We start from the raw sequence: 23113 nt of genomic DNA, 5'->3' as shown, positions 1-23113 counted from the left end.
TCTCAGGCCGGTCTATAGCTTACGCCCCTGTCTAAAAAATGGGGTCCACCTCTGTCTTCAGGGCATCGAGCGTCCGAAGTTGCGTTTCAAGATCGCGGCAGCGCAGCCAGATACGGGCGGAACTCACGATCTGATGCAGGAGAAACAGGATCAGGCATGCTGTGATCGGATTTCGCGCGATCGCGCTCCAGAGCATTTTGATCATGACCGTCCCAGACGCCCGTGACGGGCCAGTAGGGCAAGAACAGGATTGGCATTGGGCGCGTCAGGAATGATGCTGCGCCCTTGGGCGGCGCGTTCCATCTGCTCGGCCTCGTGGCGCTTATTGGCTGCTGCGTTCTGCCACAGGTGCTCTGCCTCTGTGCGCCCGGCAAAGCCTGCCTGTTCGGCTAGGCTATTCATATAGGATGCCATGGCCCGCTTGGCCTTGATGGTATCGCGCCCGGTGAGCGGTGGTGTGGTTGGTCTGTCGGGGAGAAAAACGGTCTGAACCGGCGATGCTGACATCGACTTGCGCTCCATCGTGGACGAACGATGGTCTCTTAGCATCACTAAGAATAATACTGCTACATGAAAATTAGCAATGCTAAGATTTTTATTAAATCATTCTGACTTCGACGAGATTTTCTGGCCGAGAGCTCTTATTAGGTTGATTGCCATCTCCTGACGCTCGTAAGACAACTCACGAATTGCAGCGAGAGTCTCTAGTTCAAGCCGCGTCTGCGCACGAGCCAACTCATCAGGCTCATGTCCTGTGAGTAACCAAGTGGTTGATGTGCCTAGAGCCAAAGCAATCGCCTCAAATCGTTGAGGTTTTGGGGCGGCTCTTCCAGTCTCGTACTGCGTCACCGCATTCCCGGTTACGCCAATCATCGCGCCTAATTCTTCGGTTGTGAAGCCCAAAAGTTCTCTTTTTGTTCTTATGCGCGAGCCAATGGCGACCCGTTTGGGATCAATTAGTCGCTTGGTGGTTTGCTGTGGTCTGCTCATACCTGATCGTCGACCAGCTTCCTTAGGGGTGCACCCTTAATCTTATTGTGATGATTTATTAGCAATGCTAACAAAACAATATGAAAGACGAGGTCCTTATCGAGATGATGCGATACCGCGGCATGAACGCCCGGATCGCGCGCGCATGTGGTCTGAGCACGGCTGCTGTCTCCCAATGGAAGCGTATCCCGCGAAAGCACCTTGAGAAGGTCTCAGATCTCTCGGGCGTTCCCCCCGAAACACTTCGGCCTGATCTCTTCAATTCTGTCGCACAAAGGAATGCAGCATGAGAATCCATCATGCTCTGCAGGCTATTGGCTGCATGTCGCGCCGTCATCCGAAGGGTGTCCGGGCAAGATCGCCTCACTCCCCACCGGGCTCCATTGGATCGAGGGCCCAGCCATGACCACGCATGCCATCAAGACGGCCACGCAGGCTGTCATTCGCGCTGTGGGCGGTGTCGATGCGGCGGCGAGTTTCGTCCGCGTCGGGCGGTCGCAGCTTTCAGACTACCAGAACCGCCATTCGCAATCGGTCGTGCCGGTCGATGTCGCGCTCGAGATGGATCGCTGTGCGCAGGAGCCGATCGTTCTGGCCGCCATGGCGTTGGCTGAGGGGTATATCCTCACGCCGCTCAAGGTGGGCGAGGGCGATCTTGCTATTGATATCGAGAAGGTATCGCACAGCTTCAATGAGACGATTGCCACAACGCTTCGCGTGCTGGCGGATGGTGTTGTCGAGACGCATGAAGTTACGGCCATGCGGGCCACGCTTTCAAGCCTGCACCGTGCCGTAGGGCATGCCCTGCATAACCTGCGTGCTACGGAAAATGCGTTGGAAGAACCCGTTGCAGCACTGCGGGGTGTGTCATGAGCGGTGCTCTTTCTTCCGCCCGTAGCCTCGGCTTGCGGGGCAAATCGGCCAGTTCGGGCGAGCAGGCTCACGCTAATGCCGTGTTCAACAGGCTGTGCCGAACCCGTATTGCACGGGTCGCCCTCGCCGGGCTGATAGGTCGCCAGCCTGGCACGGTGGTCAAATGGCATCATGTGCCGTCGAACCATGTGCGTCCTTTCCTGCGAGCCTATGAAAGCGGCAGGCTGGAGCGGGCAATCAGGGCGATGTCACCTGTCGTGACATCCGCCGAATGCCGCCAGGCACGCGATATCGTGCGCAAGATACGCGCCCGGCATGGCGGCAAGAGAGTTCTGGGTGAGGCGCTCAAGGTCGCGCCTGACAGCGTGAAGTCCTGGAATGAAATCCCGTTGCGTCATGTGCGTGCCGTACTCGCTTGTTTCGGGGCCGATCGTGGCTTGGCTGAAAGCGATGCGCCGCCTGTCCCGACTTCAGCCAGCACCGCGCATGTCACAGGCGTCTGGCATCGTAAGTGCCTTTATTGCGGCGCGGCCTTCTCGGTGAACTCGCCATTCATCCGCCGCTGTGAAACGCATAGGGGGCAAGGCTGATGGCTCGTCCTGCGCTCGATCGCACCCGCCTCACGCCTGCCGTGCAGGGCTATCACCGCAGGGGCTTCCCGGCGCGGTTGATTGCTACGCGCCTCGGCATTTCCGAACGCAGTACGCGCGGCCTGCTCAAGGCGCTGGGCCTGACCGCACCACGCCCGCAAAGCCGACAGATCATGGAGATACGTCATGGGTGACGTTCAACCGCTCGGGTATCTGGCTTCGGTCAATGAGCCTGAAAACATGCAGGCAGAGGCGGCCCTACTGGGCGCCATCCTGACAAATGGACGCCGTGCGCTGCCCATGGTCGAGGAGTATCTACGTCCTGAGCATTTCTATGAGCCGCTCAATGGCGTGATTTACGCTGCCGCGCTCCGCATGCACATGGCGGGTGTAGATCCTAATGTGATCCTGATCCGCAACCAGATCGGTGATTCCGAAGTGCTCATGGGGCGCGACGTAGCGGAATATCTCGGTCAGATCATGATGGCGACGGTCGGCATTCTCAATGCCGGTGATTATGGGCGCGCCATCTTCGACGCCTGGACGCGCCGCCAGCTGCGTAGCCATTGCATCGATGTCGCCCGGCTTTGCCTGACTCCTGGTGGCCAGACGGGCGAGGATCTGGTCGAGCAGATGGAAGCAGGGCTGCTCGATATTGCCCAGAACATGCGCGAGAGCCTGCCGAACGTGACGATCTCCGAAGCGATCCGCGAGGCGATTGCCTGCGGGCAGGAGAACCTGCTGCGGGGCTCGGCGCTGGCCGGGCTGTCATGGGGCTATCCCGCCATGGACCGCATGACCGGCGGCCTGCTCGATGAGGCGCTTTATGTGATCGGCGCTCGCCCGGCCATGGGTAAGACCGCTTGGGCGCTCGGCGTGGCCATGCGTGTTGCCGCCAACGGGCAGCGCGTTCTGTTCTGGTCGGGCGAGATGGCCGCGCGGCAGATTGGCGCGCGCGCCGGTGCGGCCTATGCCGGGCTTTCCACGCTCTCGGTCTTCGCCGGGCGGCGATACGATATCCCCGAAGACATCGAAACGGGACTGCGTGTCCCGCTCGAGGGCTGGCAATGGCAGGATCTCCAGGCGGGCGAACAAGCCGCCGAGGCCGTGCCGCTCGAACTGGATGTGCGCTCCGGCCTGACCGTGGCCGGGCTGCGTTCGCGCGCGCGCCGCATGAAGCGCAGCAAGCGCGGGCTTGGCCTCATCGTGCTCGATTATGTCGGGCTCATGCATGGCAGCGATGCCGCGCGTCGTCGCGGCCGCTATGAGGAAATGACCGAGATCAGTGCAGGGCTCAAATCCCTCGCCAAGGAACTCGGCATTCCCATCATCGCACTGGCCCAGCTCAACCGCGAGGTGGAGAAGCGTGAGGACAAGCGCCCGACCGAGGCCGATCTGCGCGATAGCGGCGGGTTGGAGCAGGACGCCGATCTCGTCGCGTTCCTGTATCGCGATCACTACTATCTCAGAAAAGAGGCCAGCGGCGACGGGCTTCAGAAGCGCGACAGGGAGACGGACGAGCAGTTTGCCAATCGCTGCTCTGAATTCCAGTTCCGCCTGCAAGAGTCGGTCGGCAAGGCGCAGATCCTGATCCGCAAGAACCGCCATGGCGGGACCGGCTCGGTGCGCCTGCGCTTTGATGATGACAGCACCTGGTTTCGCGATGAGAGCGAAGACCCGCGTAGCCCGGCATGGGTTTGCCAAGGCGGTGCAGCATGACGCGCTCCGCTTCGCGCCGCCGCTACGGCATCCACGCCCGCGCCATCATGGCCGACCCGCGCTGGTCTGTGCTGCCGCTCGCCGCACGCGGCATGTGGCTGCATCTGGCCGATATCGCCGATGTCGTCACCGAACTGCGTGCGCCTGCACGCGGCCAGGCGCTGACCGTGCCTGACCTCGCCCGCCTGCTGGCAGCAGACCCGGCCGAGGTGATCGGCGCCGTGTCGCATCTGGTCAATCGAGACATTATCGAGCCCGTCGCGGACGGGTATCGTCTGAAAGCCTACTGAGATGTCCAAATCTTCGATCGAAAGACGGGCGCTCGCCATGGTCGCCAGTGACCTGCGCCTGTTCACGCTGGCCGCCGAGGCGGTGGTGGTGTGGGTGCGTCTGATCTCTGCCATCCTTGAATATGGCGCTGACGGCATCCTGCACGCCGGTAAGGACGGTGCGCCCGATCTCGCGGCGCTTGCGCGCTTCCGGTTTCATGTGACGGAAACCCAGCTCGAAACCTACATGGAAACCTACGCGAAAACCCGGCTGATAACCTACGACGCGGCAAGCGGGCTGGTCGGCCTGCCTGAAACGCTGCAGCCGACACGACGGGCCATTGCCTCACGATTGAACGGTAAAAAGGGCGGAAGACCGCCGAAAAACGTCAATCCAACACCGCAGCACGACCCGCGCCAACGTACCGCCATGATGCCGATCTCAGGAGGAAAAACCGTGTCTTGCGAAACCCAGCACAAAACCCAAGGCTCCTACGCGCGCGATAAGCTTAGCTTAGCTTGTAATATAAGCTCTGAAGATAAAGCTAAGCTTGGGGCGCAGGTGAGTGACGCGCAGATTGACACGGCCTATCAGCGCATCGGCCCCATGGCGTTCGAAGCGGCCGGGTTCGACCCGGCGCGCGACATGGGCAATTACCGCATCGTGCGCCAATGGGTGGCCGATGCCTTGCATGGCGGATTGAGCATCGAGGGAACCGAACGGCTGATCCTTGGCGTGGTGGAAACCGTGGCGGAACGTCAGCGCAGCAAGGGCGCTTCGATCAGCCATCTGGGCTATTTCGGTAAGGCGATCGGCACCGCCATTGCAAATCGCGACGTGCCCGAAGCACCACTGAACGAAGCCGAGATCGAAGCCGATCGCGCCTGGAAACGGGACATGGATGCATGGCGCGAACGTGTGGCGTCCGGCATTGCGGGTGCAGTCAATGAGCCGATTCCGAACCGTGCCGACTACCTCGAACGCGCAAGGCTGGCCGCATGAGCAAGATGTCCGTTCGTTTCGACCCTGAACGCAGCCTGCCAGAGCAGGTAGGCGAATGGCTGGACGAGGCGGCCCTTACGTTGGCAGCTCTGCCCTCAACCGGGCTTCGCCCTGCCGGTGCCGGTAGCACATGGCCGGACTATCTGCGCGATCTGGAAGATCTCGGCTGGGATCGTGAGAGCGATGAATTCCTTCCCAAGCCGACCGCCGAACAGATCGACCGACTGGATATCGTGCTGACCTGGATACCTCTCATCAAGGATCGGCAGCAAAAGATGGTCGTGCATATGCGCATGATCCGACATCCGATCTCCGGCCAACACAGGTGGGAATGGCGGAAGATCGGGGCGAAACTCGGGACCGATCACAAGACTGCACAGGCCTGGCATCAGCGTGCCTGTGCAGGCATCGCAAAAAAAATCAGACCGGATGCATTTCGTGCTACCCAGATTCCCCAATTTGCAGATATTTGAGACCCATGATCGCGAGACGCTTACCCATTCGGGCAGGCGTCTTTTTTTGTGCCTGATTTCTGGAGTGACGGTCCATGGCAGTCCGCAGATTGCAATGCGTCCTGCCAGCGGTGCGCAGCGTCAAAATCGGCATTGCAAAGGCGCTGCCGAAGCAGACAAACTCCCTCTATCTCTCATCCGAATGGCGCAGCTTGATGTCACGCCTTCTCGCCCAGCGCGGCCGTCGCTGCGAGGCTTGCGGCCGCACCGGCTGTCGTATCTTCGGCGATCATATCCATGAACTGAAAGACGGCGGTGTCCCGCTCGATCCGGGTAATGTCCGGCTGCTCTGCGGCTCCTGCCACAGCACCAAGACCGCCCGCGTTCGGGCGATCCGTTGGCGTGAAACCGTTTAGGAAGCGAGTCAGGCAGTTTGTTTTGAGCTCTCCTGGCCGCGGCGAGAACCATCGAGTTCGCACCACAGCATGTGAGCTGCAGCCACAATGGCCGGCCCGATGAAGAGGCCTACAAGGCCAAGCATGTGCAGGCCCCCCAGGATGGCAATCATCGTGTGCAGGAATGGCAGGCGGGTTTCGTCGGAGATGAACTTCGGACGGGCGAAATGCTCACCGCAGAACAGAACGAAGAGCCCCCAGCCAGCAACGGCGATGCCCATGTTCATCGACCCTGAAGCCGCTACGATGCCGCCGACGAGAATTGCCGCCGGATAGCCGCAAAAGGGGATCGAGGCGGCAATGGCCAGAAGGATCGTCAGAATGACGGCATGGCTGGCATCGGCGATGAAGATCAAAGGCGAGCAGACGAGCGCTTCACCGATACCGACAAGAACCAGTCCGTTGACGGCACCACGTATGCTGCGAACGATGTGCAGAAGAATATCGTCACGCTGGGTGAGCTCAATACTGACCCTGCGAAGAGACGAGGTGACCCGCCCATAGGAAAGGAGGCAGCATGCTGCGGTGAGCATCGCAATGAAAAAGGATTCCAGGAGATGCGGGATGCTTTTGAGGATTTTAAAAGCCGCGAGCCCCGCGATCTTGGAGATCGACTTGGCCTGGGCCTTGGCCATCTTCATGATCTGTTGCGGGTCGATCTTGTTTGCGAGGCTTGCTGGAAGAACGCCTTTGACCTTGTCGATCCGGGCGGAGACGGCCGGTGGCAGGGCTGGCGTTTCACTGTCGCCAGAGCCTGAGCCTGCTTTTTCCCCACTATGATCTGATGCCTCGGGCTTTCCCGAACTCCCGTCATTCTGCGACGCTGCGGCATTGTCTTGCGTGGCTGCGTCAGGATTGTTTGCCGGGGTCGATGTCGGGTGAGGAGCGATGAGATGGTGGGCTTTTTCCGAAAGCGATCCGATCTCGGTCACCGCGCCATAACCCGCTATGCCAGCCATGATCGTGAAGAGCACGCAGGTCAGCCCGATAAGGCTGATGGCCGCCATCTTTGCACCGATAAACTGTCCGAGTTTGCGCTGTATCGGCCGTACAGCAATCGCAATGACTGCACCCCAAGCCAAAGCGACAATAAGCGAGAACGAGATCCAGATTGCCCCGGCATAGATCGCAACGCCCATGCTGATGAGTGCGAGATACTTTACCCAGGGATGACGTTCAGAAATGAGACGAGAGGCCATCTGACCATGTGTTCCTTTTATCGGTTGGTGTGCGGTCGGAGTCGGGAGCGCAATGTTAAGTGGCCGCGGGAGGGACAGGATCGACCGTAACCGCCACCCCGCTTTGCAACAGGTCTTTTGCCTCTTCCGTACTGCCTACCGCTGGCGGTGATCCTCGCAAAGGCATTCCTGCCGTTTCACGAACGGTCAACATTGTAACGATGCCGATGAATGCTGCGCCCATCAGGTACCAAGCGGGCATGTCCAGATATGTTGTCTTCTTTACCAGCCAGGCCATCAGGAGCGGTGTCGTCCCGCCGAAGAGAGAAACGGACAAGTTGAATGCTACCGAGAGGGCCGTATAGCGAATCGGGGTGTAGAACAATGCTGGCAGTGTAGATGGCATGGAGCTCGTGAACCCGGCCAGGGCAATGCCGAGCAGCATCAATCCCATAAAGATCAAGCTATCGGAGTGACTCTGGATCAGATGGAAACACGGGATTGCAAGAAGTAGTAAGGCAGCTGAAGCGCCCAGGATCATTGGGCGGCGCCCGATGCGATCGCTCAAGAAACCACCAATAATATTGATCGGCATCATGAGGATCATCACGACGATGATGAGGATCAGGCCCTTGCTCTCTGCGTAGCCAAGAGAAACGGTCATATAGCTCGGGATGTAGGCGAGCAGCATATAATCAGTGACATTGAAAACGAGCACGAGGCCCACGCACTTCGCCAGTTGCCGCCAGTGCACGGCAAACAGGTGGCGCCAGCCCGGACGGGCATGCTCGCGCTTTTCGGCTTCGAGCGCATACGCTTTGAATGAGGGTGTCTCTTCCAGTCTTGTGCGGGCGTACAGGCCCAAAAGCCCCAGAGGTGCCGCGAGAAGAAAAGGAATACGCCATCCCCACGCGAGCATCGTCTCTTCGCTCAGACTCACCTGCAACAGCGTCACGAGACCAGCGCCGGCGACATATCCTGCAAGCGTACCGAACTCGAGCCAGCTTCCCATCAAGCCTCTACGACGATCGGTCGAGTATTCGGCGATGAACGTGGCGGCGCCTCCGTATTCTCCACCGGTCGAAAAGCCCTGAACGAGACGCGCTGCAAGCAGGGCTATCGGGGCCCAAATACCGATAGTGGCGTAGGAGGGAATCAAACCGATCGCAAAAGTCCCAAGCGCCATGGCAATCATCGTGGCGGCCAGCACTCGCTGCCGACCGTATTTGTCACCGAGTGGGCCGAAAATGGCCCCACCGATCGGCCGTATGAGGAAGGCAATCGAGAACGTGGCGAGCGTGGCAATCAAGCTTATCGAGGCGTCGGTGTCGGGAAAGAAGACCTTGCCCAATGTTACGGCGATATAACCGTAGACCCCGAAATCGAACCACTCCATGGCGTTGCCCAACGCCGCAGCACCGACAGCACGCTTGAGCATGTCACCATCGACCACAGTAATATCTCGTTGGCTCAACTGGCGTCGGTGCTTGAACCATCCAAGATGTGGGTGAGAGGACGCGTGTCTCTTCATTGAGCAGGCTCCCTCCCACAACTAAGGGTACAGTTTTTGCTGCGGGACACGGGCCCCGCTCTCAAGGACGTCAAGGAAATCATGAGTTTGTAATATCAGGATACCTTAAAGATGTCGAAAATGTAATCTCGCCCAATTGCTGAGATGGGAATTCCGACGGTGCCAAGACGGCCCGCGTCCGGGCCATCCGCACCCGCGAAACCCCGTCCCGCTGACCCCGAGGGGGCGGGTCGAAAGTCCGGCCGGATCCTACCCCCGCAACCGCCCAAGGCTCAGCGGCAGATTTTCCAGTCTATCAAGGAAATCAAGTTATCAAGGAAAGGGAGCAGAAATGGCTCACGGTGGCGCACGTCCTGGCGCCGGACGAAAGAAAGGCAGCCGGAACAAGAAGCAGGTGGACTGGAACGGCTCGCTCGTGGTCGATCCCTCTGCGCTTGCGCCCGGCCTGGATGCTCTGAGCGGCATGAGCCCGAAGCAACTCGAAGCCTGCTCCCCGCTCGCTTTTCTTACACATATCTATCGGAATCGCGGCCTGGCTGCCGCCATCCGCGCTGATGCGGCCAAGGCCGCGCTCCCCTATGCCCATGCCCGGCTCGCGGCCCCGCGTGACGATCAGCCTGCCTTGCCTGGCATCGATAGCGGCTGGGGCGACGATCTGCCCCCGATCAACCGAAGGAACTGACCATGCTGGATCTGAGCCGGAAGGACTGGGAGGCGCGCTTGCGTGTCGGTCGGTCCCTCCTGCCGGATCTGGAGCCGCTCAATCCCGCTCTCGCGGCGCGGGCCGTGCGCTGCTTCGACCGGCTGCGCATTCCTGACGTGCCCGGTACGCCTGCCATGGCTGAAGCTTGCGGCGACTGGTTCCGCGAGATCCTCTCTGCCCTGTTTGGCGCGCTTGATCCCGACACAGGTGCGCGCGCCATCCAGGAGCTTTTCCTCCTGGTGCCGAAAAAGAACAGCAAGACCACGAATGGCGCGGGTCTGATGCTGACGGCCGTGATCGTGAACGAGCGTCCTAACGCCGAATTCCTGATCGTCGCGCCTACAAAAGAAATTGCCGATCTCGCCTTCAGCCAGGCGCTCGGCATGGTGCAGAACGACCGCACGCTGATGCAGCGGTTTCACGCGCAAACGCATCTCAAGCGCCTGACCTTCCGCTCGACCGGAGCAACCTTGCAGGTCAAGGCGTTCAGCCCGGACGTCATGACCGGCGTGAAGCCCGCAGGCGTGCTGGTGGATGAGCAGCACGTCATCGCCATGCGCAACGACGCGGGCAGCGTCATGCGCCAGATACGCGGCGGCATGATCTCGCAGCCCGAGGCATTCCTCGCCATCATCACCACCCAGAGCGACGGCCCGCCTCGGGGCGTATTCGCGCAGGATCTGATCCGCGCCCGCGAGATACGCGACGGCAAACGCTTCCAGCCGGTTCTGCCGGTGCTGTACGAACTGCCGCCCGATATCCAGCAGCCCTCGAAACTGCCCGGCGAGGCCGCGCCCTGGGAAGATCCCGCCTACTGGCCGATGGTCCTGCCCAATCTGGGCCGGTCGATCACGCTGGACCGCCTCAAGCGCGAGTATGAGGACGCACGCGACAAAGGCGTAGGCGAGCTGGCCAGCTGGGCGTCGCAGCATCTCAATGTCGAGATCGGCCTCGCTTTGCGCTCCGATCGCTGGGTGGGTGCCGATTACTGGCAGGGCGCAGGCGACGACACGCTCACCCTCGAAGCCCTGATCGAACGCAGCGAGGTGATCGTGGCAGGCATCGACGGCGGCGGCCTCGACGATCTGCTGTCGCTCGCAGTTCTCGGGCGTGACCGTATAACCGGCCAGTGGCTGCACTGGCAGAAAAACTGGGTGTTCGAGGGCGTGCTGGCGCTCCGCAAGCGCGAGGCCAGCCAGCTGCGCGACTTCGAGACGCAGGGCGATCTGGTTATCACGGCCGCGCCCGGCGACGATATCGACCAGCTGGTGGCGGTACTCGGTACGATCGACCAGAGCAACAAGCTCGCAATCGTGGGGCTCGACCCGATGGGCGTGGGCGCCATTGTCGATGCGCTGGCCCAGATTGGCATCGCGCATGAGCGCGTGGTGGGTATCTCTCAGGGCTGGACGCTCTCGGGCGCCATCAAGACCGCCGAGCGCAAGCTGGCGGATGGCACGCTCTGCCACGGTGCGCGGCCGATCATGGCCTGGGCCGTCTCGAACGCGAAGGTGGAGCCGAGAGGCAATGCCATCATCATCACCAAACAGGCGGCGGGCTATCTCAAGATCGACCCGCTGATGGCGCTGCTCAATGCCGCCACGCTGATGAGCCGCAACCCCGAGCCGCCCGGTGGCGGCCGGATGGATGACTTTCTCTCAACCGGGATCATTGCCGTATGAGCATCGCCACAAGACTGCGCGGCATGGCCTACAAGGCCGCAAGCGCGGCGTTCCAGTCCCTCACGGGCGTGTCACTCACCGATCTGCGCCTAGGTGCTTTCATGGCAGGCGGGCCGAGCATTGCGGGCCAGAGTGTCTCGGTCGATACCGCGCTCCAGCTCGACACGGTCTGGGCGTGCATCCGGCTTTTGTCCGAGACCATAGGCTCCATGCCGCTCAAGCTGCACGAGCAGCAGGGCGACGGGCAATCCTCTCTGGCCCGCGATCACCCACTTTACCGCGTGCTGGCCCGCGCGCCGAATGCCGATATGACGCCGATCGAGTTCTGGTCGTGCATGGCCGCGTGCTGCCTGGCCTGGGGCAATGGTTTCGCCCAGATCATGCGGCGCGGTGACGGTCAGATCGTGGCCCTCAACCCGCTGCGACCCGACCGCATGACCGTGCAGCGTGACAGGGCGACCGGCGCTCTGGTCTATCGCTACAGCTACCAGGGCAAGACGCTCGTGCTTGATGAGGGCAATATCTTCCACATCAAGGGTTTCTGCTTCGACGGGCTCATGGGCATTTCACCGCTGACTGCCGGGCGGCAATCAATCGGGGCCGCGCTGGCCGCAGAGGAAACGGCGGGGCGCATGTTCCAAAATGGCCTGCTCTCGCAAAACTACATCTCCGCCCCGACCTATCTGACCATACCGCAGAAAGAGCAGGCGAAGGCCATTCTGGCCGATTACTCGGGCGCGGTGAATGCAGGCAAAACGCCCCTGCTCGAGGGCGGGTGGAAGGTCGAGAGCATCGGGCTCAAGGCCGAGGATCTGCAGCTTCTGCAAACCCGCCAGCTGGGCGTCGCCACGCTCTGCCGGTGGTTCGGGATGCAGCCGGTCATGATCGGGGCGATGGACAAGGCCACGGCCTGGGGCACCGGGCTCGAGCAGATGAATCTCTGGTTCCTGCAATACGGCCTCATGCCCTGGCTGCAACGCATCGAACAGGCCGTTTCGCGCTGCCTGCTCGCGCCTGCCGAGCGCGATCGCTATTTCGCCCGGTTCAATGTCGATGCCCTCCTGCGCGGCGATAGCACGGCACGGGCGGGCTATATGCAGACCGCGCTGCGCTCGGGCTGGATGACCGTCAACGAGGCCCGCGCCAATGACAACCTGGCCCCCATGCCGGGCGGCGATGTGCTGATGGTGCAGGCCCAGATGATCCCGCTCACTGATATCGGCAAGCCCCGCAACCTCACCGGGCTCGGCTCGGGTGGCCAGGGGCCGCCCGGCAATGATCCAGCGCCAGGCCCCCGCAAAGACCTGACAGGAGATGACAATGAGTGAGTATCTCGCCGCCCCGTTCGAGTGGCGGTTTGCGCCGAACGCCCCCGAAGGCAGCTTCGAGGGCTATGGCAGCGTGTTCGGTCATCAGGATGCGCACGGGGATATCGTCCTGCCCGGTGCCTTTGCCGAGACGCTGGCAGAACGCAAGGCGCAGGGGCGCAGCATCCCGATGCACGTCATGCACGGCATTCTGGGCGGTGACGGCCTGCCCGTGGGCGTGTGGGACGATGCCAGCGAAGACGCGCACGGCCTGCATCTGCGCGGGCGTCTGTCGGGCATGGATACCGATTACGGGCGCAGGCTTTACGGCCTGGTCAAGGACGGCGCGCTGGGTGGCCTCTCGATCGGCTTTTCCGTGCGCAAGAACGGGGCAGCCCAGGGCACCGAGCCGGGCGGGCCGCGCCGCCACATCAGGGCCGTGGATCTGCACGAAGTCAGCCTCGTGGATGACCCGTCCAACGCGCTCGCCCGTGTTACCGAAATGCGCAGGCGCTTTTACCCGGTGGGGCCGCAGCTTCCCGATCTGGCGGCAGAGCTTCGCGCCGCCAGCCGGGCGCTGACTGAGGCCTTGCGCCCCGGTTTCAGCTTGCCCAACCCACGCGGGGCCAGCCGAGCAGGCTGAACGCTTCCCGCTCATCTTCACCCAATCAGAACACAGAACAGGGCGCCTCGAGCGCCTTTTTTTCATGAGGAAAACCCCATGTCCGATTACGAACAGGCCGCCCGCGACCTCAAGGCTGCGACCGATGAGGTCAAGCGTTTTGCCGAGACCTCGACCACGGAACTGCGCAACCTCGGCAAGGTCACAGAAGAAACGAAGGCAAGCGCCGACAAGGCCTTGACCGAAATGAACAGTCTTTCTGCCCGTCTGGCCGATATTGAGCAGAAAGCCGCTCGTGCAGGCCAGGAAGGCACACGCGAGACGCGCTCGCTCGGCCAGCGTTTCATCGAGAATGACGAGGTCAAGGCCGCGATCGGTGCTGGCGACCGTTTCAAGGGCCGTCTCACGGTTGAAATGCGTGCCATCACCTCGGGCAGCACAACCGGCAATTCCGGGACGACCGGCCTTGTCGTGGCCGACCGCCAGCCGGGTATCGTTCAGGTTACGCCCGATCGTCGCATGACCATTCGCGGGCTGCTCATGCCCGGCACCACGCAATCGGGCGCAATCGACTATGTGCGCGAAACGCTGTTCACGAATAGCGCTGTCCCGGTGGCCGAAAACCCGAACACCAACAAGCCGCAATCAGAACTCAAATTCGATCTGGTGACGCTCGGCGTCAAAACCATTGCTCACTTTGTGATGGCCTCAAGGCAGATCTTGGCCGATGCCCCGATGCTGGCCAGCTATGTGGATGGGCGTCTGCGCTACGGTCTGGCCTTCAAGGAAGAGGATCAGCTGCTCAATGGCGACGGCACGGGCCAGAACCTCAACGGGCTGATGACCCAGGCCACGGCTTACACCCAGCCCGCAGGCGTGACCGTCAAGAGTGAGACCATGATTGACCGTCTGCGTCTCGCCATGCTGCAGGCGACCCTGGCCGAATTTCCCGCAACGGGCCATGTGCTGAACCCGACTGACTGGACATCCATCGAGATGACCAAGGACACGCAGGGCCGCTATGTGTTCGCCAATCCGACCGGGCTTGCCGGGCCGGTGCTTTGGGGCCTGCCGGTGGCGGAGAGCCTGAGCATGAAAGCGGGCAGCTTCCTGACCGGCGCCTTTGCCTATGCAGCGCAGATTTTCGACCGTGAGGATGCGACGGTCACGATCTCGACCGAGGATCGCGACAACTTCGTGAAGAACATGGTCACGATTCTGGCGGAGGAGCGGCTTGCGCTCGCGGTCTATCGCCCGCAGGCCCTGATCAAGGGCACGTTCGCCGCGTCTGCTGCTGGCAGCTGATCGGGGGGCACCATGACGCTCACCATCCTTGAAAGCCCCGCCCAGGGGCTTACCCTGGTCTCGCTCGACGCCCTGCGCGAGCAGCTGTCGGGCGAGCCTGGCGGACAAACCAGCGACCAGGCCTTGGGCGAGTATCTCGCCCAGGCCACGGCGCTCGTGCAGTCCATGCTGGGTCGTCCGGTTCTGGCGGGGCTGTATCGCCAGAACCTGCGCGTCGGGGATGGCGAGCGCCGCCTGTCTCTTGCCCTTGCCGTTACGCCGCTGATCTCGATCGGCGAGGTGACGCAAGACGGGTTTATCCTCGACCCTGGCTCGGACGGCTGGGAATCCGGCGCATTGTCCGGGCTGCTCTACCCGTCACCCCTGCAGGGCGCGTGGTGGTGGCCGGGGCGATATCGCGTGACCTATCGGGGCGGCTGGATCGTGCCGGGCATGAAAGACGATCAGGGCAACGCTCTGGCCACGACCGTGCCCGCCGATATACGCGCCGCCACGCTCTCGACTGCCCGCGCCCTGTTCTACACGGCGCAGCGCGGCGATCCGCTCCTGCGCTCGGAAAGCGAGCAAGGTGTGGGGGCGAGCAGCTGGGCTACGCCTGATTCAAGCCTGGGCGGTCTGCCACCAGATGCCGCAGCCATCCTTGCCCGCTATGCGCAGGCGGGTCTGTCATGAGTTTGGGCGCAAGCCGACGCAGGCGGCAGATCCTGCGGGCCGGTCGCCCCATGGTCCTGAGCCGGGCCAATCTCTCGGAGAGTCTGACCGTCACCGGCTACGCCCCGCCTCCGCAGGCGGCGCAGCTGGCCGAGGGCGCTGGCAAGGCCCCACTCATCGCCCAGATCACCGCCGACGAGACAACTCGCAGCGGTTACACGCCCCGCTCGGGCGATACGCTGCGCGACGGGCCGAAAAACTACACCCTGACCGATGCGAGCCCGGTTTACGATCGGGGCACGCTCTGCGGCTGGACCCTGATCACCTCGGGAGGCGCCTGAAATGCTGTCCGATACCGTCTGGAATGACGCCTATGCCCGCGCCTCGCTCGTGGCGGAAAAGCAGGGCCTTCAATTGGTCGATGTGCTGATGCAGCCGCCGGAGGATCGCCCGCCGCTCCATTGGCGCATGGAAGCCCAGGCCAGCCGGTCAGATCGGCTTGGGATGGGCGAAAATGCTATGGAAGAGGAAGGCGAGATCGCGCTGCATCTGACAATGAAGGTGGGCAGGATCTCGACGCCCGATGCCCTGACCCGTTGCAAGGCCATGAGTGTCCTGTTCCGGGCGCCATTTGCCGACACGCCGCCCTTGCCCGAGGGCCTCTATTACGATGGGCAAAGCCTCTACCCGCCCGATCCCGACACCACCGGCAACTGGATCAGCATGAGCCTGATGATCCGTTACCGCTATCAGGACAGGATAGAACGGCCGATATGAGCGATACGCGTCAGACTGCTGGATGGGCTGCAGGGCTTTTATGCGATCGCTCGGCCTTTGCGATCGCGGCTGAACCCTCTTATGGCGCAATGCCGTCATCGTTTTACCAGCAGCTGCGCCTCTCCGGGGTCAATCTTGCCCTGTCGCAGGATCGGGCCTGGCCTGAAGAGCGCAATCCGCGCGCCGAGCGTGCGGGGGGCGTGACAACTGGGCTGGCGGGAAGCGGGATGCTCAACGGCCTGCTGTCTTTTGGCAGTCCCAATGTCCTGTTGGCGGCTGCGCTCGGCAGCGTCTGGCAAAACGGCACGATCAGCAACGACACCATGCGCCGCAGCTGGACGCTGCGACAGCGGCTTGGCGAGGGATGGCTCTACCGGCAGGGCCTTGTCATCCGGCGCCTTACGCTGAACATCGTGCAGGGCGGTTTTGCGGAGGTCGCTTGCGATGTGATCTATGCCCGTGAGGTTATCATCCCAGATGATGAGGCAGCGGCAGATGACCCGCCTCCCTCACGAATGCCGATGCATTCGAGCCGGGCGCATATAACGCTCTCCCTGCCTGGGCTGGTCGATCCGGGCGTGCTGCGCAGTATCTCCATCATCTTTGGCAGGGATGATGCTGCGCTCGACTACGGTGCTGGCTCGCTCCTGGCCAATGACATCCGCCCAGGCCTGTTTGCCGCGATGGGGAGTATCGAGGTCATGCTGCGCGGGCATGATGCCTATGCAGCGCTGCAATCAGCAGCAGCTGGCCCCCTCTCGCTCACGGTCACAGACCAGGACGGATACGGTTACGCCATCACGATCCCCAGGGCGGTGATCTGCAATCCACGTCTCAACGCGAGCAGTCGAGGCGCAATTCTTATCGCGGCGTTTGATATCGAAGCATTACCCGGAGGATCTCAGGGCGGAATGATTTCGGTCTCTATGCTCCAGCCTGATGATTACAGACTAATATCGGTAAACCAGGAACCAATACTCAATAACAACCAAACAATATCTCCTTGAGGTGTCATGACACAGGAAATCAGCGCATCGCCCCGCGTCGGACAGACACGTCAGGGAGATGCGATCGCGCTTTCGCGCAGGATCGGTGGCGATCCGACATTGCTCCATATCGACGCATCTGATTACGAGGCCCAGATCGCGGGCAAGGCTGCTGCCCGCACAGAGAGCGCGGCGCTGTCGGCACAGCTGGCAGTGGGCGGGGTTGCCTCGGAAGTCGCTGCAGCCAAGGTCATGATCACGGCGGGGCTCTCAGGCTCGGCACCGCTCGTTTCGCGCGGCTACTGGGACGCCTCAACGAATACGCCGGATCTGCTCGCGTCCGATCCGCATGAGGGCGATCTCTGGGTCGTTTCCAAAGCGGGCTCGACCGATATCAACGGCCAGAAGGAATGGCACGAAGGGGATGCCGCCTGGTACCGAAACGGCGCATGGATTTACTACGCTCGCGCCGCCTGGGCTGCTGTCGCGCAGACCATTCGTTCACTTGGGGCCGTGAGTGCGGGCGCCCTGACAATTCAGGACGGCAGCGCAGGGGCGGCGCTGGAACTCACCGATGATGTCGGCCATGTCATTGCCGTTATCGGTCCAGACGGATCATTTACGAGCAGCATTGCTGATGCCCCCCGCTTCGGGCTCACCGAGGGCGGGGTCGCGGCCGGGGCGATCAAACTGCTCGATATGGCTGGTGATGCCGTCCTGAACATCACTGATGCTTACGGTTTCCTCCTGGCCTCGATCGGCGCAGATGGTTCCTACAGGAGCGCAAACGGCCCCGCCGCAGCTTTTGGTCTGCTTCCTGATGGCGTCAAGGCCGGGGCGGTGCAGATCATCGATAACGGCGCCTCGGCGGGGCTGACCGTGCTGGATGCCAATGGCTTCGTGATTTGCCATCTGGCCGAAGATGGTTCCTTTCGATCCGATACAGGCAACACGCCTGAGATCGGGTTGATGAATGGTGCCGTGCGCGCAGGGGCGATCAAGCTGCTCGATGATCACCAGCCCTCTTTTGCCGTAACCGACGATTTCGGGTTTGTGATCTGGCGGCCAGATGAGGCGCAGGCGCCCGAAGCAGATGCCTCCAGCGATGACGATGGAACGCTGCTCGCACGCGATCCGAAGCACACTGACGACGCAAGCAAGGGTTTTGTGCCTGGTGATCTCTGGCAGGCTGGTGGCACTTGCTGGCGTATGGCCTATCCCGACAAGGATTGCGCCATCTGGAAACGGCTCGACACGATCCCTGCGCGCATAGGCGATCTTTTCGGGGATGACGTGGCTGCGCTCTATGGTGTGAGGCGTCTCAAATCGTCCTACCGTGGGCCGCTGCTTGATGTGGCTATCGACGTCGCGGGGGGAACGAAGCTTGTCACCCTGCGTCAGGACGAGCGCGGTTATCTCAATGCAGACGATCTATCGGCGGCAATGTCCGCGGCGAAAGGCAATATCAATGTCGTGAAGGTCTATGATCAGAGCGGCCATGACAATCATGCGACGTCGCTCGGTTACAGGGCGGAGACCGGTGAAATCCTGTCCGAGCGCAACCCGCATCTCTGCGCCCGATATCACAAGGGCGAGTGCCTCATATCGTGGTCGACAGACCCTTACCCCACGCAGGTATTGCGGTTTCCCTCGACCCTTTCGCTTGCGGCATCAGCCGTCACGGTCATCACGACTGGCTCGTTTGCGACCATCAACTGCCCGACGTCTCGGCCTTATCAAGCGTTCTCACTTGGCGAAACCGATGACAGTTGCATTGCCCTTATCGGTGGCGCCGGTAATGAAAGCGGGCGTTTCGCGCTCGCTGGTAAAGACCCTTACGCGGTCATCGGGCAATCGAGCCTGACGCCTGACGTGTCGCATGGCGTGACGGTGCTGCGTCTTGATGCCGATAATCGCGCAACGCTCGACATCCTCGCGCCAGGCCCCCAGAGATCCACGATCGATCTGCCTGCAGGGTTTGCTGCAAAGACGCTGACCGGGGGCGGCCTAGGGGGCACAATTGCCCAGAGCAGCAAAAGCTGCGGCATGATGCTGGGGAGTGTCGCGATCCTGCGTCGAACGCTGGGGGATGCCGAAATTGAGCGGGTCATGGGCAATGCGGCAGCGACGGAAGCCATGGCCCCGCAGCTGCGCGATCGCCTCGACTGCATCGGTTCCAGCACGACACAAGGCTTTCTGAACCTTGATGGCTGGTGCTGGCCGCAGATGCTCGCCGAGTATCTCAGCCGCCCGCTCTCGGTCAGGAACTGGGCCGTTCCAGGCTCGAAAGCGCAGGATTTTCTGCGTTACACGATTGAAAATGTCTGCGCCGATATCGGACAGGCCCGCACCGCTTATGCGATCACCTGGCTCGGCAATAATGACATCAATACGGGCGTCAGCATCGATCAGATCGTCGCCGAGAACAGGGCGATACACGCCAGATTGAGAAAGGCGGGTTACAGCAGGCTGCTCATGATCGGCCAGTATAATCGCGCCCTGAATGATCGCCTGCATGCCGCAATCCTGACCGGGGATATCGATGCAGACTGCTTCATCGATCCGTGGGGCACAGGGCCGATCGCCAATCGCAGCGACAAATTGCTCTTCTGGGACACGACACACCCCACGGAAACCGGCGTGCGTTTCCTGGCATCCCTCGTGGGGCAATCTCTCAACAAATACCTTTAGGAGCCGAGCGGATGGCTAGACTGATATTGGGCAATACCGACGCCAGCGCGTCAGGGAGGGGATGGATCGCGCCAACGGCACATCAGCCGGTCTTTGCCTCATTTTTTACGGGGGATGCGGTCAACAGCAATATGTCGGTGGGTGGCAGCCTGCCGCTGGTCGTCGGCGCGCCCGCCCTGCATCCCGGCGTCATCGGGCAGACGCTTCCCTACATGGCGACCAAAGGCGGGAGCAATTACCTCAAGACGACCATCCTCGAGCCACGCGAGCTGACAGTTTTCGCAGTTGCACGGATGCCGGTCCCGCCTGACAACAAGGGCGGGCTGGTGACAGACGGTGCCGTGATGGGCACTTATGGCGTGGCCAATGCCGATTTCATGATGGTTCTGACGGCCGCCACTGCGCCGGAGGGGGCGATACGCGCCCGTATTCCCGGATCTCCGGCGATCAGCTGGAATGCAACGCCGCCTCGCACGGGCGATATGACGGGCTGGGGCCTGTATGCCATGCGCTATCGGCGGCAGGGCGCGCAGGTCGAGGGGCTTTTGCAGGCTTTGACCTGCAACGCCTCGGAGGTCCGCACCGGCCCCGGTATTGACCGCGTATCGCCGATAGCGATCGAAATCGGATCGCAGCCCAATGCGGATAACAGCCAGGCCCAGCGCGGCGAGGTGCATCACGCGGTATCCCTTATCTGGGATGTGCCTCTTTCGGACGGTGAAATGAGCGATGTCGCTGCGCTGCTGCGTCGCTGGTGCGCCCGTTACGGGGTGACTGTCTGACCGGCCCCGTCAGCAACCCGAGAACTGATACAGCCGCCTTTGGGTGGCTTTTTTTTATGGGAGTTCGATCAATGGCTTTTGCCGGTGCTACCAAAAACTACGCGGCCGCCTATCAGACAAATGATACGCGCATCGCCTTCGCCCTCGAGCAGCAGTTCGGGGTGACACCCTCCGGCGCCTATCAGGCGGCGCGCTTTACCGGCGAAGGTTTTCGCCAGCAGTTCCAGCGCGTTCGCCCGGAAGAAATCAACGATATTCCCGAGGCATCGCAGGCCGTCACGACCCAGATCAATGTTTCCGGCACGCTGTCGGGGGCGCTTTCCTTCGGCACCTATGACGATCTCCTGGCAGGTGTTCTGGGCGGCGACTGGCAGGATGACACGGCGCACAACGCCGATCTCGTCAAATGCTGGACGGTCATCGAGCGTCTGGGTGAATCATGGTTTGTGCGCAATGGCGGTTTCATCCGACAGGCGCAGCTGAGTTTCAGCCAGGGCGGGTTTGCGCAGGTATCTTTCGACATGGCCTTCAAGGGCGAGACCCGCCAGGGAACGTCGCCTGCCGCCAGTCTGCTCCCTGCGCCGACCGGCGATGTGATCGACACGGTCAAAGGCTTTGGCGGTCTTACAATCGGCGGGGTCAAACCTGAGGGATGCGTGCGTGATTTCAAGGTCTCGCTGCAGCGCAACGGGGCGGATATCGATTACGGCATGGGGCATGCCGATGGGTGTGGCATCCGGCCAGGCGAGATGCTCGCAACCGGCAGCATGCAGATATTTTTCCGTAACTACGAACTCTACGATCGCTTCTTCAACGCGCAGCAGGGCGCGATCACGGTGATTGTGCGCGACGGGCTCGGCCAGGGTTACGAAATGACCTTCCTCAATGCGTCGCTCCAGAACCCGCAGATCAATGCCGGGGGCAAAAACCAGTCGGTCGTTGCCAGTTTCAACATTGAGGGCAACCCGCAGCCGGGCGGTGGCACCTTCAGCATCCGGCGATTCAAGCCAGCTGTTCCGGCAGCCTGACGCTTTCCCGCGTCATTTTCCCATTCAATCCTCCATTCTGAAAGCTCACTATCATGGCAAAACTCTCCGATTTCTCGCGTAATGCTGACCGTATGCGCGAAGGCGAAACGATCGAGGTCGGCCCGCTCGGCAACACGTTTGAAATCACGACACGCGGTTTCACGCCGCGTTATCGCGATGCGCTCTATGACCTGAAGGCCGCAGCCGCCCGCAAGCTCAACCGCTCGCAAAAGCCCGGTGGTTCAAGCTACGGCCCCGAAAGCCTGCCGCCAACCGAGGACGACCGCGCCCAGGGCCAGGCAATCGCCGATCATTGCGTGCTGGGCGTGAGTGGGCTGCAGCATGATGACGGTCGGGAAGTCACGCTCGACGAGTTCAAGGCGATGCTCGCAAGCGGAGAGCAGCCGATGTTGATTGCGCTCGCCATTTCAGCCGCCGCCCGCGTGGGCGAAGACCGCGCACGCGAGCATGAGGACGCGGTGGGAAACTGACTGAGGCATTGATCTGGGAGCTTGAGTTCGGCCAGTACCTCGGACCGGACGAGGCGCCCGAGATCAGGGACCAGATCCTGGCAGAGCGGCCCCAGCTGCCGCCCGCGCTCGATCGCCCCTGGCGATGCTGGCACGAGCTGGAGCATGACCGCAGCTGGATCAGCGAGACGATAGGCGCGGCCATGGGAAATCTCCGTGGCATTTCCCGCCCCTCTGGCATCACCTGGAGCGCCTTGGCGCTCTGGTGCCAGATCAATGCCGTTACAGAAGAAGACCGCCCGTGGCTCATCGCCCAGGTGCGCGCCATGGACAGCGTTTATCTCCAGCGGCGCAATAATCAGATTACCGAAGACATCAGGAAATTTCTGAGGGGCTGACCATGGCGCGCGCCGAAACCTTCAGCCGGTCGCTCCGGCTTTTTGTCGATCGGAACCTCTCGCCTGACGCCCTGCGCGCCGAATTGGCCCGCAGGGCGATCGCTGCTCGTGACGATCTCATCGCACGCGGCGAGGCCCCGCCCAGCTGGCGGCGCTATGTGGACGGCAAAGCCGACGCGCCCGAAACCAGCGTGCGGCTTGATGGGACCATCCTCTATCGCTTCAACCTCACGGGCGAAGCGGCAGAGGTCGCCCTCGATTTGTGCCGCTCGACATCGCCCGTGCGCAGCGGACGCTTTCGCGATTCCTGGCTGCTGCTTTGCGACGACAAGCTGTGGAAACAGCCGCTCAAGGATCTGCCCGCCGGTGCCACGATCCTGATCGTTAATCCGATGCCCTACGCCCGCAAGATTGAAACCGGGGCGCTGGAACCGCGCATCAGGCGCAATCAACTCGAGCGCGTGCGCCAGAGCCTGATGCGACGCTTTCCGACGCTCGTTTTCAGCAAGATTTTTATCCGTCTGGGCGGCGGTGTCGCCCCATCTGCCCCCTACATCCTGCGCGGCGCCTCGGGCGAGCGCAGAACGCGGGCGGGCTCTACCATGACTTATCCGGCGCTCGAGATCAGTCCTCGGTCATGAAAGCCGGAAC

Annotated in this window: 27 protein-coding genes; 23 read left to right on the top strand and 4 right to left on the bottom strand. The window is 61.8% G+C overall.

Annotation, left to right across the window (positions count from 1 at the left end):
* Window positions 1-201: 201 nt before the first annotated feature.
* Together AA105894_RS10740 and AA105894_RS10735 are read right to left on the bottom strand one after the other, a co-directional pair.
* The gene (locus tag AA105894_RS10740) at window positions 202-507 is read right to left on the bottom strand and encodes a hypothetical protein (protein ID WP_267311699.1); all 306 of its coding nucleotides are present in this window, start codon (window positions 505-507) and stop codon (window positions 202-204) included.
* Window positions 508-603: 96 nt separating this feature from the next.
* Window positions 604-990, bottom strand: a complete 387-nt coding sequence (locus tag AA105894_RS10735) for a helix-turn-helix domain-containing protein (RefSeq protein WP_267311698.1) — start codon at window positions 988-990, stop codon at window positions 604-606.
* Between the two features lie 402 nt (window positions 991-1392).
* On the opposite strand from AA105894_RS10735, the gene AA105894_RS10730 reads away from it, so the two are divergent.
* From AA105894_RS10730 to AA105894_RS10695, 8 genes are all read left to right on the top strand, one after another.
* A complete protein-coding gene (locus AA105894_RS10730) occupies window positions 1393-1863 on the top strand; it encodes a hypothetical protein (protein ID WP_267311697.1) in 471 nt (156 codons plus the stop codon).
* Window positions 1860-2453, top strand: coding sequence for a conjugal transfer protein TraC (locus AA105894_RS10725; RefSeq protein ID WP_267311696.1), 594 nt, complete (start codon window positions 1860-1862; stop codon window positions 2451-2453). The genes AA105894_RS10730 and AA105894_RS10725 overlap by 4 nt, the downstream gene beginning before the upstream one ends.
* Window positions 2453-2647, top strand: coding sequence for a hypothetical protein (locus AA105894_RS10720; protein WP_267311695.1), 195 nt, complete (start codon window positions 2453-2455; stop codon window positions 2645-2647). The genes AA105894_RS10725 and AA105894_RS10720 overlap by 1 nt, the downstream gene beginning before the upstream one ends.
* Window positions 2640-4172, top strand: a complete 1533-nt coding sequence (locus tag AA105894_RS10715; RefSeq protein WP_267311694.1) for a replicative DNA helicase — start codon at window positions 2640-2642, stop codon at window positions 4170-4172. The genes AA105894_RS10720 and AA105894_RS10715 overlap by 8 nt, the downstream gene beginning before the upstream one ends.
* A complete protein-coding gene (locus tag AA105894_RS10710; RefSeq protein WP_267311693.1) occupies window positions 4169-4462 on the top strand; it encodes a hypothetical protein in 294 nt (97 codons plus the stop codon). The genes AA105894_RS10715 and AA105894_RS10710 overlap by 4 nt, the downstream gene beginning before the upstream one ends.
* A gap of 1 nt (window position 4463) precedes the next feature.
* Window positions 4464-5444 (top strand): hypothetical protein, encoded by a 981-nt coding sequence (locus AA105894_RS10705; protein ID WP_267311692.1) that lies wholly within the window; start codon window positions 4464-4466, stop codon window positions 5442-5444.
* Window positions 5441-5917 carry a DUF6362 family protein gene (locus AA105894_RS10700; RefSeq protein WP_267311691.1) on the top strand — a complete coding sequence of 159 codons (477 nt, stop codon included), beginning with the start codon at window positions 5441-5443 and terminating at the stop codon, window positions 5915-5917. The genes AA105894_RS10705 and AA105894_RS10700 overlap by 4 nt, the downstream gene beginning before the upstream one ends.
* A 74-nt stretch (window positions 5918-5991) precedes the next feature.
* The gene (locus tag AA105894_RS10695) at window positions 5992-6312 is read left to right on the top strand and encodes an HNH endonuclease signature motif containing protein (RefSeq protein WP_267311690.1); all 321 of its coding nucleotides are present in this window, start codon (window positions 5992-5994) and stop codon (window positions 6310-6312) included.
* A gap of 8 nt (window positions 6313-6320) precedes the next feature.
* Here AA105894_RS10695 and AA105894_RS10690 read toward each other — a convergent pair whose 3' ends face one another.
* The gene (locus tag AA105894_RS10690) at window positions 6321-7550 is read right to left on the bottom strand and encodes an AI-2E family transporter (protein WP_267311689.1); all 1230 of its coding nucleotides are present in this window, start codon (window positions 7548-7550) and stop codon (window positions 6321-6323) included.
* Window positions 7551-7605: 55 nt separating this feature from the next.
* Window positions 7606-9060, bottom strand: a complete 1455-nt coding sequence (proP, locus tag AA105894_RS10685) for a glycine betaine/L-proline transporter ProP (RefSeq protein ID WP_267311688.1) — start codon at window positions 9058-9060, stop codon at window positions 7606-7608.
* Window positions 9061-9391: 331 nt separating this feature from the next.
* Here proP and AA105894_RS10680 point away from each other — a divergent pair, with 331 nt between their 5' ends.
* From AA105894_RS10680 to AA105894_RS10610, 15 genes are all read left to right on the top strand, one after another.
* Window positions 9392-9742, top strand: a complete 351-nt coding sequence (locus AA105894_RS10680) for a hypothetical protein (protein WP_267311687.1) — start codon at window positions 9392-9394, stop codon at window positions 9740-9742.
* A gap of 2 nt (window positions 9743-9744) precedes the next feature.
* The gene (locus AA105894_RS10675; RefSeq protein WP_267311686.1) at window positions 9745-11445 is read left to right on the top strand and encodes a terminase large subunit; all 1701 of its coding nucleotides are present in this window, start codon (window positions 9745-9747) and stop codon (window positions 11443-11445) included.
* Window positions 11442-12773, top strand: a complete 1332-nt coding sequence (locus AA105894_RS10670; protein ID WP_267311685.1) for a phage portal protein — start codon at window positions 11442-11444, stop codon at window positions 12771-12773. The genes AA105894_RS10675 and AA105894_RS10670 overlap by 4 nt, the downstream gene beginning before the upstream one ends.
* Entirely contained in the window at window positions 12766-13395 is a 630-nt protein-coding gene (locus AA105894_RS10665; protein WP_267311684.1) for an HK97 family phage prohead protease, read from the top strand. Before AA105894_RS10670 ends, AA105894_RS10665 begins: the two co-directional genes overlap by 8 nt.
* A 78-nt stretch (window positions 13396-13473) precedes the next feature.
* Window positions 13474-14679, top strand: a complete 1206-nt coding sequence (locus tag AA105894_RS10660) for a phage major capsid protein (RefSeq protein ID WP_267311683.1) — start codon at window positions 13474-13476, stop codon at window positions 14677-14679.
* 12 nt (window positions 14680-14691) lie between these two features.
* Entirely contained in the window at window positions 14692-15351 is a 660-nt protein-coding gene (locus AA105894_RS10655) for a hypothetical protein (protein WP_267311682.1), read from the top strand.
* Window positions 15348-15671 carry a hypothetical protein gene (locus AA105894_RS10650; RefSeq protein WP_267311681.1) on the top strand — a complete coding sequence of 108 codons (324 nt, stop codon included), beginning with the start codon at window positions 15348-15350 and terminating at the stop codon, window positions 15669-15671. Before AA105894_RS10655 ends, AA105894_RS10650 begins: the two co-directional genes overlap by 4 nt.
* A 1-nt stretch (window position 15672) precedes the next feature.
* A complete protein-coding gene (locus AA105894_RS10645; RefSeq protein ID WP_267311680.1) occupies window positions 15673-16107 on the top strand; it encodes a hypothetical protein in 435 nt (144 codons plus the stop codon).
* Window positions 16104-17114 (top strand): phage tail tube protein, encoded by a 1011-nt coding sequence (locus AA105894_RS10640; protein WP_267311679.1) that lies wholly within the window; start codon window positions 16104-16106, stop codon window positions 17112-17114. Before AA105894_RS10645 ends, AA105894_RS10640 begins: the two co-directional genes overlap by 4 nt.
* A gap of 6 nt (window positions 17115-17120) precedes the next feature.
* Window positions 17121-19784 carry an SGNH/GDSL hydrolase family protein gene (locus AA105894_RS10635; protein ID WP_267311678.1) on the top strand — a complete coding sequence of 888 codons (2664 nt, stop codon included), beginning with the start codon at window positions 17121-17123 and terminating at the stop codon, window positions 19782-19784.
* Between the two features lie 11 nt (window positions 19785-19795).
* Window positions 19796-20566 (top strand): hypothetical protein, encoded by a 771-nt coding sequence (locus AA105894_RS10630; RefSeq protein WP_267311677.1) that lies wholly within the window; start codon window positions 19796-19798, stop codon window positions 20564-20566.
* A gap of 71 nt (window positions 20567-20637) precedes the next feature.
* Window positions 20638-21594: a phage tail tube protein gene (locus tag AA105894_RS10625; RefSeq protein WP_267311676.1), complete on the top strand. Its 957-nt coding sequence runs from the start codon at window positions 20638-20640 to the stop codon at window positions 21592-21594.
* 53 nt (window positions 21595-21647) lie between these two features.
* Window positions 21648-22085, top strand: a complete 438-nt coding sequence (locus tag AA105894_RS10620) for a hypothetical protein (protein WP_267311675.1) — start codon at window positions 21648-21650, stop codon at window positions 22083-22085.
* 8 nt (window positions 22086-22093) lie between these two features.
* The gene (locus AA105894_RS10615) at window positions 22094-22462 is read left to right on the top strand and encodes a phage tail assembly chaperone (protein ID WP_267311674.1); all 369 of its coding nucleotides are present in this window, start codon (window positions 22094-22096) and stop codon (window positions 22460-22462) included.
* A 2-nt stretch (window positions 22463-22464) separates the two neighbouring features.
* Window positions 22465-23103, top strand: a complete 639-nt coding sequence (locus tag AA105894_RS10610; protein ID WP_267311673.1) for a hypothetical protein — start codon at window positions 22465-22467, stop codon at window positions 23101-23103.
* The last annotated feature ends 10 nt before the right edge of the window (window positions 23104-23113 follow it).

Source organism: Asaia spathodeae NBRC 105894, from assembly GCF_025994195.1.
GTDB classification, from domain to species: Bacteria; Pseudomonadota; Alphaproteobacteria; order Acetobacterales; family Acetobacteraceae; genus Asaia; species Asaia siamensis.
The sequence above is the reverse complement of the archived record's forward strand: the minus strand, read 5'-3'. Positions and strand labels throughout refer to the sequence as shown.